Source organism: Vulcanisaeta distributa JCM 11217 (genome assembly GCF_001316005.1).
Classification (GTDB): Archaea; Thermoproteota; Thermoprotei; order Thermoproteales; family Thermocladiaceae; genus Vulcanisaeta; species Vulcanisaeta distributa_B.
Window position 1 is genome coordinate 106,105 of sequence record NZ_BBBJ01000002.1, and the last position, 15,439, is coordinate 121,543.

Genomic DNA, 15,439 nt, shown 5'->3' on the forward strand with positions numbered 1-15,439 from the left:
TGATTAATCAGGAAGGGATATGGGTTCCGAGGATCTAAAAAGGCAGGCAATAAGGGCTCACATAGTTGGATTAATAACCAGACTTGAGAATTGGGTTAAGGATCAGAAGAAGTTCATGGATGAACTGCAGAAGTACGGCGACTACATAGTGACCCAGGATAGGTTATCACTATTACTTTCAGCACAGGCAATGCTATACTACATAGAAAGGACGCTCAAGGACTTCGAGTCCTGGTTAAACAACCCAATGATAACATCGATAATGCCTATAGACATGCTAAAGGAGTTGGAGGAGAGGCTTAGGGATATAGCAATTGAGTTCGTAAAGCTCGATATAGACCATACGAGCAAGTACGTGGATATACTCAAGAAAATGGAGAATGAGAATGAGATACCAGACATACTAAGGCTCTATATTGAGCAGAGGGGGGGTATTGTGCCGCAGAGGGGGGGTCAGCAGGGAGAGCAGGGTGAGGTACCGAGGTTCATGTAATCAAATTAATACCATTTCCCTTATTTTTTCTCGCTAATTTCATTTAAATAATCCCTAATTATCTGAATAGCGTCCTTACCAAACATCTTAATTATTAAACCAATATGCTCCCTAATTATCTCACTCTTAACCTCATACGGTATTGATAATTCATAGACGAACTGCCTAACGTTATTAATAACCTTCTCACGCTTATTAATAAATCCCCCCCTGGTGTATAATCTGCTCAATACCGTGAGCACCGTGGTGTAGGCAGTCTTCCTACCCCCCCTCCTCGTCAACTCCTCCCAAATCGTCATTGCCGTAGCCTCCTTAAGCTCATTAAGTATGCCAATAACCTCAGCCTCAAGTGGTCCAATCATCAGTAGAAGCCTTCTTCTGCGCTCACTTTGCTCCATCATGTGGATTTACACGTGTAGTTTTATAAACCTAACACACAGGTCTAAAACTTACCAACTTTAATATCTAGCCTAACCTTATACACATATGGAGCATAATCTCTAACAATCCTCCTATTAATAACGTTACACTCATAACCCAATTCGCCACAATAACTCTTAACCAAGCTCTCAGCCTCGCCGTAGGGATTCTCCTCAGTACCTAGGTGATAGAAATGTATAATACCGCCATCTTTAACACACATTAATGATTGCTTAAGGAACCTATGGGCGCCCAAGGGAAGTGTTAGTATAACCCTATCAACGTCGTGGAATAACCCATTAGCCTTGCAGCATCACCAAGCAGTGGTAATACCTTACCCTCAAGCCTATTTAACTTAATATTATCAAGCATGTAGTAGTAGGCATGCTCATTAAGCTCAATGGCAATCACCAACCTAACCAATGGTTGCGCCTTTAAAATGGCGATTGCGTAAGGACCGACACCAGCAAATGGGTATAAAATAACCTCATTAGGCCGTACCTGCCTAGCAATATCCTCCCTATCACCCTGATCCCTAGGTGAGAAGTAAGCCTTAGTGGGATCCACCTTAATTAGGTAGTTGCCCTCTTTATGAATAACCTCCGTAGGTCCAGGAACCAGGGCTTCATACCTATACAGCCTAAACTCGCCCTCCCTAGCCCCCCCAATTCTCCTAAGCACGGTTTTAACATGCTTATTCAACTTGATTATTGCCTCACCTATCACGAACTTGTAACTCTCAAGCTCAGGTGGTATTTCAATAATGGCAATCGCGCCAGACCTAGAGCCAACTATGTCGAAACTCCTTGGTATTTTGTCCCAAAGCTCCCTAGGTATTAATGGCTTAACAACCTCCTTAAGTGTTGGCACTACCTAATGATGAAGTGTGGGTGCACTTAAATTTGATTTAGTCCGCGGTGCCCGTGTAGAATAAAAATTAATAAGTGCTGTAAAACTCTGTAAATCGATGAGCAAGATCATAGAGTCTGTACCAGGCATTGTGTCTTACAGTACGGTTAGGGAGGTTAAGGGCCCATTGATTGTTATCGAGAAGACTAGGGGGCGTCGCCTATAACGAGATTGGTGAGGTTACTGGGCCTGATGGTGAGCCGAGGATGGTTCAGGTAGTTGAGGTTGGTGATAATTACGCAGTTGCCCAGGTACTAACCGGCACGCTTGGTTTGCCGGCCAAGGGCAGTACTGTGAGGTTTTATGGGAGGACCCTTAGGATACCAGTTAGTGAGGATTTACTGGGTAGGGTACTCGATGGTAAGGGGGGGCAGCCTAGGGATGGATTGCCACTACCGCCTGCTGAGGAGTACCTGGACATAAATGGCGAACCACTCAATCCATATGCCAGGGAGTACCCTGAGGAACCAATAGAGACTGGTGTCAGCGCAATTGATGGGTTAAACACCATGGTTAGGGGTCAGAAGTTACCTATATTCAGTGGCACGGGGGGGCTTCCGCATAACATGCTTGCTGCCCAAGTCGCTAGGCAGGCAACGGTTAGGGGGGGTCATGAGGAGGAGTTCGCAATAATCTTCGCGGCAATGGGCCTTAAGTCTGAGGAGGCTCTATTCTTCCTTAATGAGTTTAGAAGGACCGGTGCATTGAGGAGGTTGGTCATGGTTTTAAACCTGGCTAGTGACCCAATTGCGGAGAGGATATTAACACCAAGGACTGCATTAACAATCGCTGAGTACCTGGCATGGTACAGGGATTACCACGTACTCGTCATACTAACGGACATGACAAACTACGCAGAGGCTCTTAGGGAGTTGTCATCATCAAAGGGTGAATTGCCTGGTAGGCGTGGTTACCCAGGTTACATGTACACGGACTTCGCGACTATTTATGAGAGGACTGGCAGGGCTAAGGGTAAGAAGGGTAGTATTACCCAGTTCCCAATACTCACGATGCCTCACGACGACATAACACACCCAATACCAGACCTGACCGGCTACATAACTGAGGGTCAATTAGTGCTTAGTAGGTCACTATGGGGTAAGGGCATTTACCCACCGTTTGATGTGATAATGAGCCTATCGAGGCTCATGAAGGACGCGGTTGGTGAGGGTAAGACGAGGGATGACCATAAGTACGTGGCTAACCAATTAATTGCTGCTACTCAAGGGCGTTGGACGTTAGGAACCTAGCCCTACTCGTTGGTGAGACCAACCTGAGCTGGCGTGAGAGGAGGTACCTTAGGTTTGCTGAGCAGTTTGAGCGTAAATTCATCAACCAGGGCTATTACGAGAGGAGAACCTTTGAGCAGACACTCGATATTGCTTGGGATGTTATTAGTATATTACCTGAGGATGAATTAACGAACGTACCACCCGACATATCCAAGAGGTATTATAGGCGTTCAATATTTGAGTCCATAAAGGACGTGGGCGCATAAAATTAGCACTTTGTAAATAATGTTAATTCCTTCGATCGAAGATACTTACATAGTTCACGGCAGAGAATCTTAATAAATCCTGTAATTATCTAATTCTCCATGCCAAAGACTAAGGCGAAGGAAAAGATGGTGCTGATAAGCGTGCACATACCCAAGCAAATGCTTGAGGAGCTAGATGAATTCGTGAAGCAGGGAATATTCCCCCAGCAGGAGCGAGGCAATTAGAATAGCAATAAGGGACTTGCTCTATAGGGAGAATTCGAGAAGCAAGACGCAGAATGTGGAGGATCTAATATTATTACCTGGTAGGTAATGATAAGTATGACCGTAGTGAGATCAATAAAAATAATAAAATGCAACGATCAATTACTTCTTTTAAAATAATTTTATATAAGAGTATATATTATACATAGTTAATACACTTAGACATTAACGTTATTTATAGGCTCTCCTTAATAATGATGTGAGGAGAATAATAGTGGGCATAACAGGGGGGGCAAGCGGCGTTATTTATGGCGTTAGGTTTCTGGAGATGGTTAAGAAATACGCAACAGACTCAGAGATACATCTCATTGTGAGTAATACAGCAATTGGCATATTAAAGTACGAGGTTGGGCTTGATAAAGCATCATTATCAAAATTCGCCGACAGAAGCTATGACGAAAATGAATTAGACGCACCAATAGCCAGCGGTTCGTTTAAGCATGATGGTATGGTAATCATTCCCTGCTCGATGAAGACCTTGGCATCCATAGCCCATGGAATAACAGATAACCTAATCACTAGGGCGGCCGATGTGGCGCTGAAAGAACGGAGAAAGTTAATCTTAGTAATTAGAGAAACGCCGCTCAATTTAATACATATTAAGAACATGGAATTGGTCACGTTGGCCGGCGCCATTGTAATGCCCGCAGCCCCCCCGCGTTTTATAATAGGCCGAGGACTATTGATGATATGGTGAACTTCATAGTTGGTAGGGTCCTTGACCTACTGGGTATTGAGAATGACCTTTACAGGAGATGGAGCGGCTACCCCAGTGAGTAGCATAGTAATTTAAGAATGGGTTTGTTAAAACGGTATCAATAGGATTATGGATGTTCCAATGTGCACGAGGTGCGGCAGGAGACCAGCAAACTACTATAGGGTATCCAGTGGTGAGAGGCTTTGTCTCAACTGCCTGTTTAAGTCTATTGAGGATACTGTGCTTTGGACTATTAGGAGGTATCGATTAATAAGTGATGGTGATAAGGTTGGTATCGCGATAAGTGGTGGTAAGGATAGCCTGACCCTAATGTACCTACTGGGTAAGTTTAGGAGGCAGGGCAAGATACCTAGGGATGTTGAGTTAATAGCGTTTAGCATTAATGAGGGTCATCCCTATAGCTGTTTTTATAGGATGGCTAGGGTTGATTATGTGCAGAAATTGAGTGAGGAATTCAACATACCCTATAGGGTATACACCTTCAAGGAGTTATTCGGTGTAACCGCCAGTGACGTGGCGCATGGCCTATGGTCCAGGGGGGGTATTAATGTGCACATGTGCACAATAGATGGCGTGTTAAGGCGTAGGGCAATGAACATAATTGGTCGTCAACTCGGTCTAACGAAGATAGCCACTGGGCACAACCTGGATGATGAAGCTCAGACAGTATTACTTAACGTACTTAGCAATGACTTAGATAGGTTTGCGTGGTTCGGCCCAAGGCCGGAGGTGGATAGGGAGGGTTTCATACCAAGGATTAAGCCCCTTCGCTTCGTTAGGGAGGAGGAGATCGCGATATATGCCTATTATCACGGGATACCGCTAATGGAGCTTGAGTGCCCCCCCTTCGTATATAGTAACCCTAGGTATGAGCTTAAGTTCACACTTGCCCGCTGGGAGAGGGATAACCCAAATATTAAGTATTCCCTGGTATCCTTCGGCGATTCACTAGCAAACCTAATGGGTGAGAAGGCTGTGAATGTGCCACTAAAGAGGTGTAGGTACTGTGGTGAACCAACATCAAGCGATGTGTGCAGGGTTTGTGAATTAATGAATAGGGCAGGTTTATTGGAGAAGTACCTGAATCATTTAAGGACTCTGAAACTTATAGATACGCAATCCCCCCCTCGTAGCTCTTACCCACGGCCTCAACATTACTCTTTAGGATCTGTGATAGGAATCCCGTGTAGTACTCAATCATTAATTCCTCCATTACGTGCTTATCATTCAATTCGGAACAGGACCTTATAGTAATGGTTCCATTCCTTTCAATTAATACGACCTTGCCTAACCCCCCCCTGAACTGCCCAATCTTAATTAGCTCACCGAGATTGCTATTACGTAGGAGTGAAGCATCGTAGGCTCCAAGGTCCCTAACTATCCTCCTAAACTCAGGGTTTGTTAATAAGTCCTTAACCCTCTCAAGTTCCACCACCAGCACTTGCTTATCCCTGAAGGTGGGCATTATCATTGACGGTACCATAAAGGCCTCCTTCTCAACAATCCTATACCTAACCCACTCAACGAAGGAGAATTTCTTCAATTCCTTCTCCAGGTCATTTAATGATGTGTCCATGTTTGTGAGGTCAACAACGAAGTGCAGGAGTAATTGTGTCCTATTGACTGATATGTTGAGTATGTTTATTCCGTGATCAGCGAAGACGTTGGATAGGGCAGCGAGTATTCCCGGCTTATCTGCGGTGAACTTAATTAGGAATTCGCCAAGTACCTTGTCCTTACCCTCAAATGACATTGCAAAGTCCCTATACAATACCTCCACAAGCAACCCCCCCCAAGAAGCCATGGTTTAAAAACTTATTTGCTATGTAATTCACGAGATATATCCAACGTTGGTTCACGTATTATTGCGCAACATGGATGAGTTATCTTTTAAAGGTGCTCTGAAGTTAGGTGTTGGGACCTCTATTGGTATGGAGTTTAAACCAAGCTTCAGGAGAAGAGATGGGACATTTCAAAGGAGATAGAGTTGTTAAGGAAGTGGGAGGAGGAGGGCTTGTTTGATATCAATATTGACGAGAAGAGACCAACACTAGTAATTGATACGCCACCGCCATACCCATCAGGGAGACCCCACATAGGCGGCATAGCGCATTATGCACAGATTGATATGATTGCCAGGTTCTTCAGGATGAGGGGTTACAACGTGATATTCCCATTCTATGCCGATAGGAATGGATTGCCTGTTGAGGTTCAGGTGGAGAAAACGTATGGCATAAACATGTATGAAGTGCCCAGGGAGAAATTCCTCGAGCTGTGCAGGAGGTTCCTTGATGAATATGAGGGTGAGTTCGTGAGTATATTTAGGCGTTGGGGGGGCGGTTCCTTCAGTTACTGGAGGAATGGCACGGACAGTGAGGAGTACAGGAGAGTTACGCAGGAGACATTCATTAACCTATGGAATAAGGGCTTGATTTATGAGACAAGTAGGCCAACACTATGGTGTCCAAGGTGCAGGACCGCATTAGCTGAGGCTGAGGTTGAGTATAGGGAGGAGGACTCATACCTAAACTACATTAAGTTTAGGGTTAAGGAGACGGGTGAGGACATAATCATAGCGACCACAAGGCCTGAGTTATTACCGGCCACGGTGGCCGTCGCCTTCAATCCAGGTGATAGTAGGTATAAGAGATTGGAGGGCCTGCACGCCATTGTTCCTCCGTTAAACCAGGAGGTTCCCATTGTGGCGCATCCATCGGTTAAGCCTGACTTTGGCACGGGCCTTGAAATGATAAGCACGTTTGGCGATACCAGGGATTTGATGGTTGTTAATGAGTTGAAACTACCCATGAAGATCGTGGTTAATCCAGACGGTACATTAAATGAGTTAGCTGGCAAGTATAGGGGGGGCTGAATGTTAGGGAGGCTAGGGAAGTGATAATTAAGGACCTCCAGGAGCTGGCCTGCTCGTTAAGAGGGAGCCTCTTAGGCACACAATACCAATTTGCTGGAGGTGTAAGACGCCGATAGAGATAATAGTGACTAAGGAGTACTTCCTAAAGCAGCTTCAGTTTAAGGATGAATTAGTAAGGCTTGTGCAGAATGAGATGATTATTAAACCACCTGAGTATGCACAAACACTAATTGATTGGATTAAGTCCCTTGAATTCGACTGGCCAATATCGAGGCGTAGGTACTACGGCACTGAAATACCGATTTGGTACTGCATTGATGAGGAGGGTAATGCAAAGCCCATTGTTCCAAAGCCAGGTAAGTACTATAGGCCGTGGAAGGATGATCCACCACCTGAGGTTAAGGAGCAGTGCCCAAGCGGTAAGTTGGTGGGTGAGGATAGGGTGTTGGATACCTGGTTTGATTCATCAATATCCTGGATTTACGCCACGGGTTATACCAAGCCTAATATAAGGGTCTTTGAGAAAGTCTACCCACACAGCATACTTAGGCCTCAGGGCTATGACATAATTAGGACTTGGCTATACTACTCTGTGGTTAGGGCATACCTACTCTATGGAAAGCCACCCTTCAAGTATGTAAGGATAAGCGGTATGGGACTTGACGAGAAGGGTGAGGCCATGCATAAATCCAAGGGCAATATAATAGATCCAATACCACCTGTGGAGAAGTACGGCGCGGATGCGGCGAGGTTCTGGGCTGCGGCGTCCGCAAAACTCGGTAGTGATTATAGGTATAGTGAGCAATTGATAAGGACGGGTCACGACTTCGCGGTTAAGTTATGGAATATTGCTAGGTTCGTTTCGTCATTCCCCGAGGTTAATGACAACTATGAATTAACACCCCTTGACCTAATGATACTGGCTAAGTTGAATGAGGTTGTCAGGGACTCTTTAAATGCGTATAATGAGTTCGATGTTTACGTACCTGCCAACACGCTTTATGACTTCGCATGGCATGTCTTTGCTGATCATTACCTCGAGGCCGTTAAGTCAAGGGCCTATAATAGGGATGGCCTATTCACGGAGAGGCAGCAAAGAGGTGCCTGGTTCACTTTGTATAAGGTCCTAAAGACGGTGCTTAAGCTTCTTGCGCCCATAATGCCCTTTGTGACGGATCAAATATGGAGGAGCTTATACGGCGAGTCGATACATAGGCAGTTAATTGAGGATCCAGACCCAAGATTCGACAATAAGGAATACCTTAATATGCTTGAGCCATTCATGGAATTCAACAGGGCAATATGGACGTATAAGAATAAGGCTGGTTTAAGCCTTAATGAGCCCATTGAGGGAGTCATATACGCACCCGAGGTCCTTAAGCCCCTGGAGATTGAGCTAAAGGCTATGCATAAGATTAGGGAGATTAAGTTCGGAAAGCCTGTTGGAAACTACGAAGTATTGGATGAGTCATTGCCAGTATACCTTGTTAAGTAATTTTTCGATAAAATAGTAGCGCCGCCCCGATAATTACTAATACCATTGATGTAATACCTATAATTAGTAGTGTTTCTGGGAAGTTGTAATATTGAAGTAGAAAACCAATTACGTATGGTGATACTGAACCACCTAATTGACTCATGAAATTGAGGAATCCACTGGCTGCTCCAATGTTCGGTGCTAGCTTGATATTGCTATTGAGGGTGCTGCATAGAAGCCGTAGAAGAAGCCCAGAAGTAACATTAGGAAGGCCAGCAGGTATATAATTGATAGCCTAGGTATAACCGAGACTATAATCGCCAACAGTAATGAGGATAAGATACTCGGCAATGCATACCCCACCTTATCGCCCATGTACCCACCAATCACCGCACCAATAGACCCCCATTATGGACGCCAGGAAGGCATAGAAGCCGCTAAGCGATGGTGAAACCTTAAGTACGTGAACAACGTAGTAAGTTGACCAACTGAGGAAGCCGAGGTATGAGAAGCCCGAGGACAGCCTAATGAAGCCCATACCCAATATCCTAAGGTCACCAGGGCCTATGTAAATGGTACTACTAACCCTACCGCTCCTTGGAACCCTAGTCACTAGTATTGCTGATAAGATGACTATGATTGAGAAGGTGATGAACGGCGCAAATGTATTTGTCGAGAATAATAGTGGTGACACCATTATCGAGATTGATGATGCCAGGAAAAACATGCTCTGGTAAATACCAGCGCCAAGACCTCCCCTACTATAGTTTGATAAAACCATGCTTATTAAGGCCACATAGGTCACTGCGAGTAACGAACCCATAACAAACTGAATAACCAACAATAGGTAGTATTGATCAATAATAACTGGGTAAAGAGCATTAATTATTGAGATTAATATTAAAACATAAATCACAATGTTATATCCATACCTATCGACCATTAAACCACCGATTACCTGGAAAATCGTGTAACCCACCCAAAGCGATGAGACTATTAAACCCCCCCATCACTGTGTTAATGCCATTTAGCCCTATTAGGTATGGTAGTAGTGATGGTATGGAGAACCTCACGAGTACAACGGAGAAAAAGGCTAGCGATGCTATCAGCACTATTGCCAGTCCCCCTCTCCATTCATATTACCGTCCATAGAAGGGTTAATAAATGCTTAATTTTACCACGCCAATGCTATGGCGGAGGTATACCTCGTTTACAGAATAACACCGAGCAAATCAGACATTAATTACGAAATATTAAAGAGCGAGATAAAGAAGGCGCTTGAGCCTAAGTATAAGGTTGATAAGGTTGAGGAGGAGGACATAGGCTTCGGCATTAAGGCGCTCAGGGTCTACATAAGGATGCCTGAGGAATCTGAGGAGCACTCAAGCGATGAGGTTGAGAACATACTAAGTGGTATTGAGGGAGTTGGTAGTATTGAGCTTGAGTACTTCACTAGGCTGGGCTTTTAATGCCTGAATTAAATACAGGTCAGTGAAAACTAATAACGCAATAAGTTTTTTAATTCCACGGAGTAATAGGGTGTAGGAGTATGATGGAGGGTAGTCATGCTGATGAGTGGATTGAATTGATAGTGAAGGAGGCGAAGCAGAGGGATGCGCAGAGACCGATTGTTAGGGTTGATCCTGAGGTCATGAGGAACTACGGTATTGAGCCTGGCATGATACTGCTCATTGAGGGTAAGAGGAGGACTGCGGCTAAGGTTTGGTATGGACTTCCTGAGGATGAGGGTAAGGGTATCATTAGGATGAACGCCATTATTAGGAAGAACGCAAACGTGGAGATTGACCAGAAGGTTAGGGTTAAGAAGGTTGAGGCGAAGAGGGCTAACACCGTTAAGTTAGCGCCTGTTAACATGACGATAAGCGTTGATCAGAACTTTGTTCAATACACAAAGCAGAAGCTTAGGGATTACGTGCTAATGGAGGGCGACCTAGTGCAGATACAGGTGCTTGGACAACCATTAACGTTTCAGGTAGTGCAGGCTAAACCAAACGATACGCCGGTGATAATCGATGAAGATACTAACCTAGTGATCTATGAGAAGCCCGTAGAGAACGTGAACATACCGAGGGTTACCTGGGAGGACATTGGCGATTTAAAGGAGGCTAAGGAGAAGATTAGGGAACTCGTTGAATTACCACTTAAGCATCCAGAGATCTTTGAGTACCTTGGTATTGAGCCTCCTAAAGGTGTCCTCCTAATCGGTCCTCCTGGTACTGGTAAGACTCTTTTGGCTAAGGCGGTTGCGACTGAGACCAACGCCTACTTCATAGCCATTAACGGGCCTGAAATTGTCTCAAAGTACTACGGGGGGGAATCCGAGGCTAAGTTGAGGGAGATTTTTGAGGAGGCTAAGAAGAATGCTCCTGCCATAATCTTTATTGATGAGATTGATGCCATAGCACCAAAGAGAGAAGAAGTAACTGGTGAAGTTGAGAAGAGGATAGTGGCGCAATTATTAACGCTCATGGATGGTCTTCAGGAGAGAGGTCAAGTAATCGTAATCGGAGCAACAAACAGACCAGAAGCCGTAGACCCAGCACTAAGAAGACCAGGAAGATTCGACAGAGAGATCTGGATTAACCCACCGGATACCGAGGGTAGGTACGAAATACTCCAGGTACATACAAGGAATATGCCCCTTGCTAAGGACGTTGACTTGAGGAAGCTTGCCGAAATAACCTATGGCTACACCGGCGCAGATATTGCAGCTTTGGCCAGGGAGGCTGCAATGAGGGCCCTGAGGAAGGCGCTTCAGTCGGGTGTTTTGGATGTTAATAAGGAGGATGAGGAGATTAGGAAGGATCTTGAGAAGATTAAGGTCACGATGAACGACTTCCTGGAGGCCATGAGGGAGATTGTGCCAAGTGCGCTTAGGGAGATCCACATTGAGATTCCGAAGGTTAGGTGGAGTGATATTGGTGGCCTTGAGGAGGTTAAGCAGGAGCTTAGGGAGGCCATTGAATGGCCATTGAAGTACCCGGAGAGGTTTAGGAAGATGGGCATTAAGCCTCCTAAGGGTATTTTGTTGTTTGGTCCTCCTGGTACTGGTAAGACGCTTTTGGCTAAGGCTGTGGCTACTGAGTCGAATGCTAATTTCATTGCTGTTCGTGGGCCTGAGATACTGAGTAAGTGGTTTGGAGAAAGCGAGAGGGCAATCAGAGAAATATTCAAGAAAGCCAGAATGGCAGCACCATGCGTAATATTCTTCGACGAAATAGACGCAATAGCACCAGCAAGGGGGGGTTATGCGGAGGATTCACCTGCAATGGATAGAATAGTAGCTCAGTTGTTGGCTGAGATGGATGGTGTGTCGAGGCTTGATAATGTGGTTGTGATAGCGGCAACAAATAGGCCCGACATTGTTGATCCGGCATTGCTTAGACCTGGTAGGTTCGATAGGATAATCTACGTACCACCACCAGACCTCAGGGCTAGATTCGAAATACTCAAAATACATACTAAGAATATGCCGCTCGCTAAGGATGTCGACTTGGTGGAGTTGGCGAAGATGACTGAGGGGGGTACACAGGCGCTGATATTGAGCTTTTGGCTAGGGAGGCAGGTTTGTTGGCTATGAGGGAGGTAAATGGCGCTGGTGAGGTGTCGATGAAGCACTTCATTGAGGCCATGAAGAAGATTAAGCCATCAATAACGCCTGAAATGATTAAGTTCTATGAGGCTTGGTACGAGAGGATGAAGCAGACGCTGACACGTGAGAGGCAGAGGGCACCAACGCTCTATGTGTGAGGGATTAAAAATAAAACATTCCTTATCAGGGGCAGTCTTGGTTAAGAAAATATGAGGAGACCTGTACCCATTGAGGCTTTGATTATGGACTTAATAAGGGATAAGGGCGACATGTGGTTTAATGACTTAATGCAGGCATTGAGAGCTTGGTATCCGGATGTTACGGAGAAGGAGGTCTTAACGGCACTAATGAGGCTTGAGCTCAGTAGGTTAATAATAGTTCAAAAGGTTGTTAGGAAGGATGGAGCCACGTACCACATAAGAATCGTTAAGGATTAATTAGGGAAAGAGATAAAGGTAGCCCTTACTATATTAATTGGGTTACCTAAATGGGTGTTACTGAGCTTGGTAAGTTAATACCAGACAGTGTTAGAAAGACCGTAGAATTCACGCAATTATCAAATAGGATAGTGGCGCTAGACGCTTATAACGCTCTTTATCAATTCCTAGCATCGATTAGGCAGCCAGATGGCACACCACTCATGGATTCCAAGGGGGGGAGAATAACAAGCCACTTAAGTGGTTTGTTGTATCGAACAATAAACTTCCTCGAGAATAGGATATGGCCTATATACGTATTTGATGGTAAACCACCCGAGGAGAAGACCCTGGAGATCGCGAGGAGGAGGAAGGTTAGGGAGGAGGCCATGGATAAGTGGGTTAAGTTGCTTGAGGAGGGTAAGAAGGAGGAAGCTAGGAAGTACGCGCAGAGGGCGTTATTCCTAACTGACGATATGGTTGAGGATGCAAAGAAGTTACTGAGGTTAATGGGCATACCGGTGGTTCAGGCGATGGCTGATGGCGAGGCGCAGGCGGCCGTGATAGCCAGGGAGGGCAAGGCCTGGGCTGCAGGTAGCCAGGACTATGACTCATTACTGTTCGGGGGGGCGCCCAGCTTGTTAGGAACCTCGCCATAACAGGGCGTAGGAAGTTGCCGAATAAGGATGAGTATATCGAGATTAAGCCCGAGATAATAGAGCTCAATGAAGTTCTTAAGGCGTTGAAGCTTAGGGATAGGACGCAGTTAATAGACTTGGCGATACTCCTCGGGACTGACTTAAATCCTGATGGGGTACCGGGTATTGGGCCGCAGAGAGCCCTTAGGCTAATTCAGGAGTTTGGTAATCTCGAGAAGTTACTTCAGGGCCCATTAAAGAATGCGCAATTCCCAACGGACCCACTGAAGATACGCGACTATTTCTTAAACCCGCCATATAATCCGAATTATAAAATAGAGTTTGGGCAGCCCGATGAGAGGGGGGCATAATCGAGTTCCTGGTTCATGAACATGATTTCAATGAGGAAAGAGTTAGGAACGCGATCGAGAGGTTGAAGAAGGCCATGGGTAAGAGGAGGGAGTCAACTCTTGACTCATTCTTTGGCTAATCCATTGGTGGGTTAATCTTTAAATAATCAAGGTCCTTAACCATGCTGGGTATTTACATGAAGCCAGTATTATCGATAATTAGTTCACCGCTTAGTTGGGTATCGAGTATAGTATCATCTGCGATTCAGTTACTTTATTCAATAATTCAATACATACTAACAAGGCCTGAGGTTAACATACCATTCCTATGGCCAATAATAAACTTCCTGAATCAAGTACCTGTGATAAACATAATAGTTCACCTAATACTCTGGAGACCAATTTTCGATTTACTCTTTGTGCCGGGCCTTGTCTCGGTTCTGATAGCCCTAATATTCATAATATGGTTCGAGAGAAAGTTAACGGCTAAGGTGCAATGGAGGATTGGGCCCCTTGAGGTTTCGAGAAGCATAGGCGGTTTCCTACAGCCTTTTGCCGATTTGTTTAGGTATACGTTTCAGGAATTCGTAGTTCCCCTACAGGCTGATAAGAATTACTTCATCTATGCGCCAGCGATAGTATTTATACTATCAACACTGCCCGTCTTCTTTATACCGATAGGGCCCATGCAGACTAATAGCGTTGTTAATGGGATCTACGGCGTGTATACGGGCTATGACGTATTAATAGCGATAGCCCTGGTGACACTATTCAACGTAGGCATAATACTAATTGGCTGGGCCAGTAATGATAGGTTCACGTACATAGGCACCGTAAGAGAGGCACTGCTTTACACTGGTTATGAGGTGATCCTAATACTATCAGTCGTTGCGATACTCCTCATTTACGGGACTGCAGACCCATTTAAGATAGTTAATTGGCAGGTAACGCACCTACCGGGTATAATAGCAAACCCACTGGCCTTCCTGGCCTTCCTAATAGCCACGCTCATGGCAACCTCAAGATTCCCCCTTCGAAATACCCGAGGCTGATACCGAGATAGTACTCGGGCCGTACACTGAATATAGCGGTATTGTCTACGGCCTAGTCATGACCATGAGCTATGAAAAACTATATGTACTTAGCATGCTAATGGTCCTATTGTTCCTAGATGGTTGGGCAGGACCATACATACCACCACTTGGGGGGGCTTTATCATATGCAATATGGTTTGGTATAAAAACATACATAGTAATGATGGTAATGGTATTCACGAGATCCGTATACGGCAGGTACAGGCCTGACCAGGCGCTGAGAATGAGTTGGTCATCATTACTCGGGTTAGTAATGGCTGCCTTACTACTCTCCCTCGCAATTAAGGTTTTCTAATTATTTTAAATTTAAATAATATTCGGTTAAAAATTAATTATAATAGAAATATTTTAGGGAAATACTCATTAAGTCATTAAAAACATCTTCATTAATAGCTCAATCCATTAACAATTAGACTAACCACTAAATTAATAAGGAGGCTTTCCAGGACTCAAGACAATGGTCATCTGCCCCGTATGCGGTAAGGAGTATGCGAACTCTAGTTCGTTGCTAAAGCATGTTAAATTGAAGAGTAAGTACGACCCAATGCACATGGCCTTTTGGCTCGAGTTCCAAAAGTACATAAGCACGCCAAGGGAGGATTGGGCAATGCTGACGAAGACGGATTTATTCAGGGAGTTCCTTCGTGAGAAGGGACTTCTTTAAAACTATTGATAAA

The 15,439-nt window shown here is 44.9% G+C and carries 10 protein-coding genes and 9 pseudogenes; 13 read left to right on the plus strand and 6 right to left on the minus strand.

Annotated features, from left to right (window positions below):
- Positions 1-19 precede the first annotated feature (19 nt).
- Positions 20-493 (plus strand): DUF2153 family protein, encoded by a 474-nt coding sequence (locus JCM11217_RS02580; protein ID WP_054841961.1) that lies wholly within the window; start codon positions 20-22, stop codon positions 491-493.
- Positions 494-513: 20 nt separating this feature from the next.
- Here the strand turns inward: JCM11217_RS02580 and JCM11217_RS02585 are convergent, their stop codons facing one another.
- Positions 514-894: a BlaI/MecI/CopY family transcriptional regulator gene (locus JCM11217_RS02585; RefSeq protein ID WP_243678116.1), complete on the minus strand. Its 381-nt coding sequence runs from the start codon at positions 892-894 to the stop codon at positions 514-516.
- A 41-nt stretch (positions 895-935) separates the two neighbouring features.
- Positions 936-1,783 (minus strand): annotated as a pseudogene (locus tag JCM11217_RS02590) (class I SAM-dependent methyltransferase family protein).
- Between the two features lie 97 nt (positions 1,784-1,880).
- On the opposite strand from JCM11217_RS02590, the pseudogene JCM11217_RS02595 reads away from it, so the two are divergent.
- From JCM11217_RS02595 to JCM11217_RS02610, 4 genes and pseudogenes are all read left to right on the plus strand, one after another.
- Positions 1,881-3,320: pseudogene (locus tag JCM11217_RS02595) on the plus strand (V-type ATP synthase subunit B).
- Positions 3,321-3,419: 99 nt separating this feature from the next.
- Positions 3,420-3,633 (plus strand): annotated as a pseudogene (locus JCM11217_RS02600) (ribbon-helix-helix domain-containing protein).
- A gap of 150 nt (positions 3,634-3,783) precedes the next feature.
- Positions 3,784-4,364 (plus strand): annotated as a pseudogene (locus JCM11217_RS02605) (UbiX family flavin prenyltransferase).
- Between the two features lie 46 nt (positions 4,365-4,410).
- On the plus strand, positions 4,411-5,553 hold the full coding sequence (locus JCM11217_RS02610) for a TIGR00269 family protein (protein ID WP_243678117.1): 1,143 nt from the start codon (positions 4,411-4,413) through the stop codon (positions 5,551-5,553).
- A gap of 340 nt (positions 5,554-5,893) precedes the next feature.
- Here JCM11217_RS02610 and JCM11217_RS13055 read toward each other — a convergent pair.
- Positions 5,894-6,055: pseudogene (locus JCM11217_RS13055) on the minus strand (ACT domain-containing protein); the annotation flags it as partial.
- Between the two features lie 261 nt (positions 6,056-6,316).
- Here JCM11217_RS13055 and JCM11217_RS02620 point away from each other — a divergent pair.
- Positions 6,317-7,907: pseudogene (locus JCM11217_RS02620) on the plus strand (class I tRNA ligase family protein); the annotation flags it as partial.
- Positions 7,908-8,087: 180 nt separating this feature from the next.
- Positions 8,088-8,669 (plus strand): class I tRNA ligase family protein, encoded by a 582-nt coding sequence (locus tag JCM11217_RS13060; protein WP_243678225.1) that lies wholly within the window; start codon positions 8,088-8,090, stop codon positions 8,667-8,669.
- A gap of 183 nt (positions 8,670-8,852) precedes the next feature.
- On the opposite strand, the gene JCM11217_RS13065 is transcribed toward JCM11217_RS13060, so the two are convergent.
- The 3 genes from JCM11217_RS13065 to JCM11217_RS13070 are packed head-to-tail and all read right to left on the minus strand — an operon-like array spanning position 8,853 to position 9,763.
- Positions 8,853-9,026, minus strand: a complete 174-nt coding sequence (locus JCM11217_RS13065) for a hypothetical protein (protein ID WP_243678118.1) — start codon at positions 9,024-9,026, stop codon at positions 8,853-8,855.
- Entirely contained in the window at positions 9,016-9,630 is a 615-nt protein-coding gene (locus JCM11217_RS02625; RefSeq protein ID WP_054841964.1) for an MFS transporter, read from the minus strand. The genes JCM11217_RS13065 and JCM11217_RS02625 overlap by 11 nt, the downstream gene beginning before the upstream one ends.
- Complete coding sequence (locus tag JCM11217_RS13070; protein WP_243678119.1) at positions 9,584-9,763, minus strand: hypothetical protein; 180 nt, start codon at positions 9,761-9,763, stop codon at positions 9,584-9,586. Before JCM11217_RS13070 ends, JCM11217_RS02625 begins: the two co-directional genes overlap by 47 nt.
- Before the next feature lie 78 nt (positions 9,764-9,841).
- Here JCM11217_RS13070 and JCM11217_RS02630 point away from each other — a divergent pair, with 78 nt between their 5' ends.
- The 6 genes and pseudogenes from JCM11217_RS02630 (at position 9,842) to JCM11217_RS02655 (ending at position 15,426) form a co-directional block, all read left to right on the plus strand.
- Complete coding sequence (locus JCM11217_RS02630; RefSeq protein WP_054841965.1) at positions 9,842-10,120, plus strand: elongation factor 1-beta; 279 nt, start codon at positions 9,842-9,844, stop codon at positions 10,118-10,120.
- Between the two features lie 80 nt (positions 10,121-10,200).
- Positions 10,201-12,422, plus strand: a pseudogene (locus JCM11217_RS02635) (CDC48 family AAA ATPase).
- Positions 12,423-12,473: 51 nt separating this feature from the next.
- A complete protein-coding gene (locus JCM11217_RS02640; RefSeq protein ID WP_054841966.1) occupies positions 12,474-12,701 on the plus strand; it encodes a hypothetical protein in 228 nt (75 codons plus the stop codon).
- 50 nt (positions 12,702-12,751) lie between these two features.
- Positions 12,752-13,808, plus strand: a pseudogene (fen, locus tag JCM11217_RS02645) (flap endonuclease-1).
- Positions 13,809-13,865: 57 nt separating this feature from the next.
- Positions 13,866-15,057: pseudogene (nuoH, locus tag JCM11217_RS02650) on the plus strand (NADH-quinone oxidoreductase subunit NuoH).
- A 162-nt stretch (positions 15,058-15,219) separates the two neighbouring features.
- Positions 15,220-15,426, plus strand: coding sequence for a hypothetical protein (locus JCM11217_RS02655; RefSeq protein WP_054841967.1), 207 nt, complete (start codon positions 15,220-15,222; stop codon positions 15,424-15,426).
- Positions 15,427-15,439 lie beyond the last annotated feature (13 nt).

Excerpts from the sequence above, each read along its gene's own strand:
- JCM11217_RS02580 (WP_054841961.1), top strand. The coding sequence starts at position 20 with ATGGGTTCCGAGGATCTAAAAAGGCAGGCAATAAGGGCTCACATAGTT.
- JCM11217_RS02585 (WP_243678116.1), bottom strand. The coding sequence starts at position 894 with ATGATGGAGCAAAGTGAGCGCAGAAGAAGGCTTCTACTGATGATTGGA.
- JCM11217_RS02610 (WP_243678117.1), top strand. The coding sequence starts at position 4,411 with ATGGATGTTCCAATGTGCACGAGGTGCGGCAGGAGACCAGCAAACTAC.
- JCM11217_RS13060 (WP_243678225.1), top strand. The coding sequence starts at position 8,088 with ATGATACTGGCTAAGTTGAATGAGGTTGTCAGGGACTCTTTAAATGCG.
- JCM11217_RS13065 (WP_243678118.1), bottom strand. The coding sequence starts at position 9,026 with ATGGGCGATAAGGTGGGGTATGCATTGCCGAGTATCTTATCCTCATTA.
- JCM11217_RS02630 (WP_054841965.1), top strand. The coding sequence starts at position 9,842 with ATGGCGGAGGTATACCTCGTTTACAGAATAACACCGAGCAAATCAGAC.
- JCM11217_RS02640 (WP_054841966.1), top strand. The coding sequence starts at position 12,474 with ATGAGGAGACCTGTACCCATTGAGGCTTTGATTATGGACTTAATAAGG.
- JCM11217_RS02655 (WP_054841967.1), top strand. The coding sequence starts at position 15,220 with ATGGTCATCTGCCCCGTATGCGGTAAGGAGTATGCGAACTCTAGTTCG.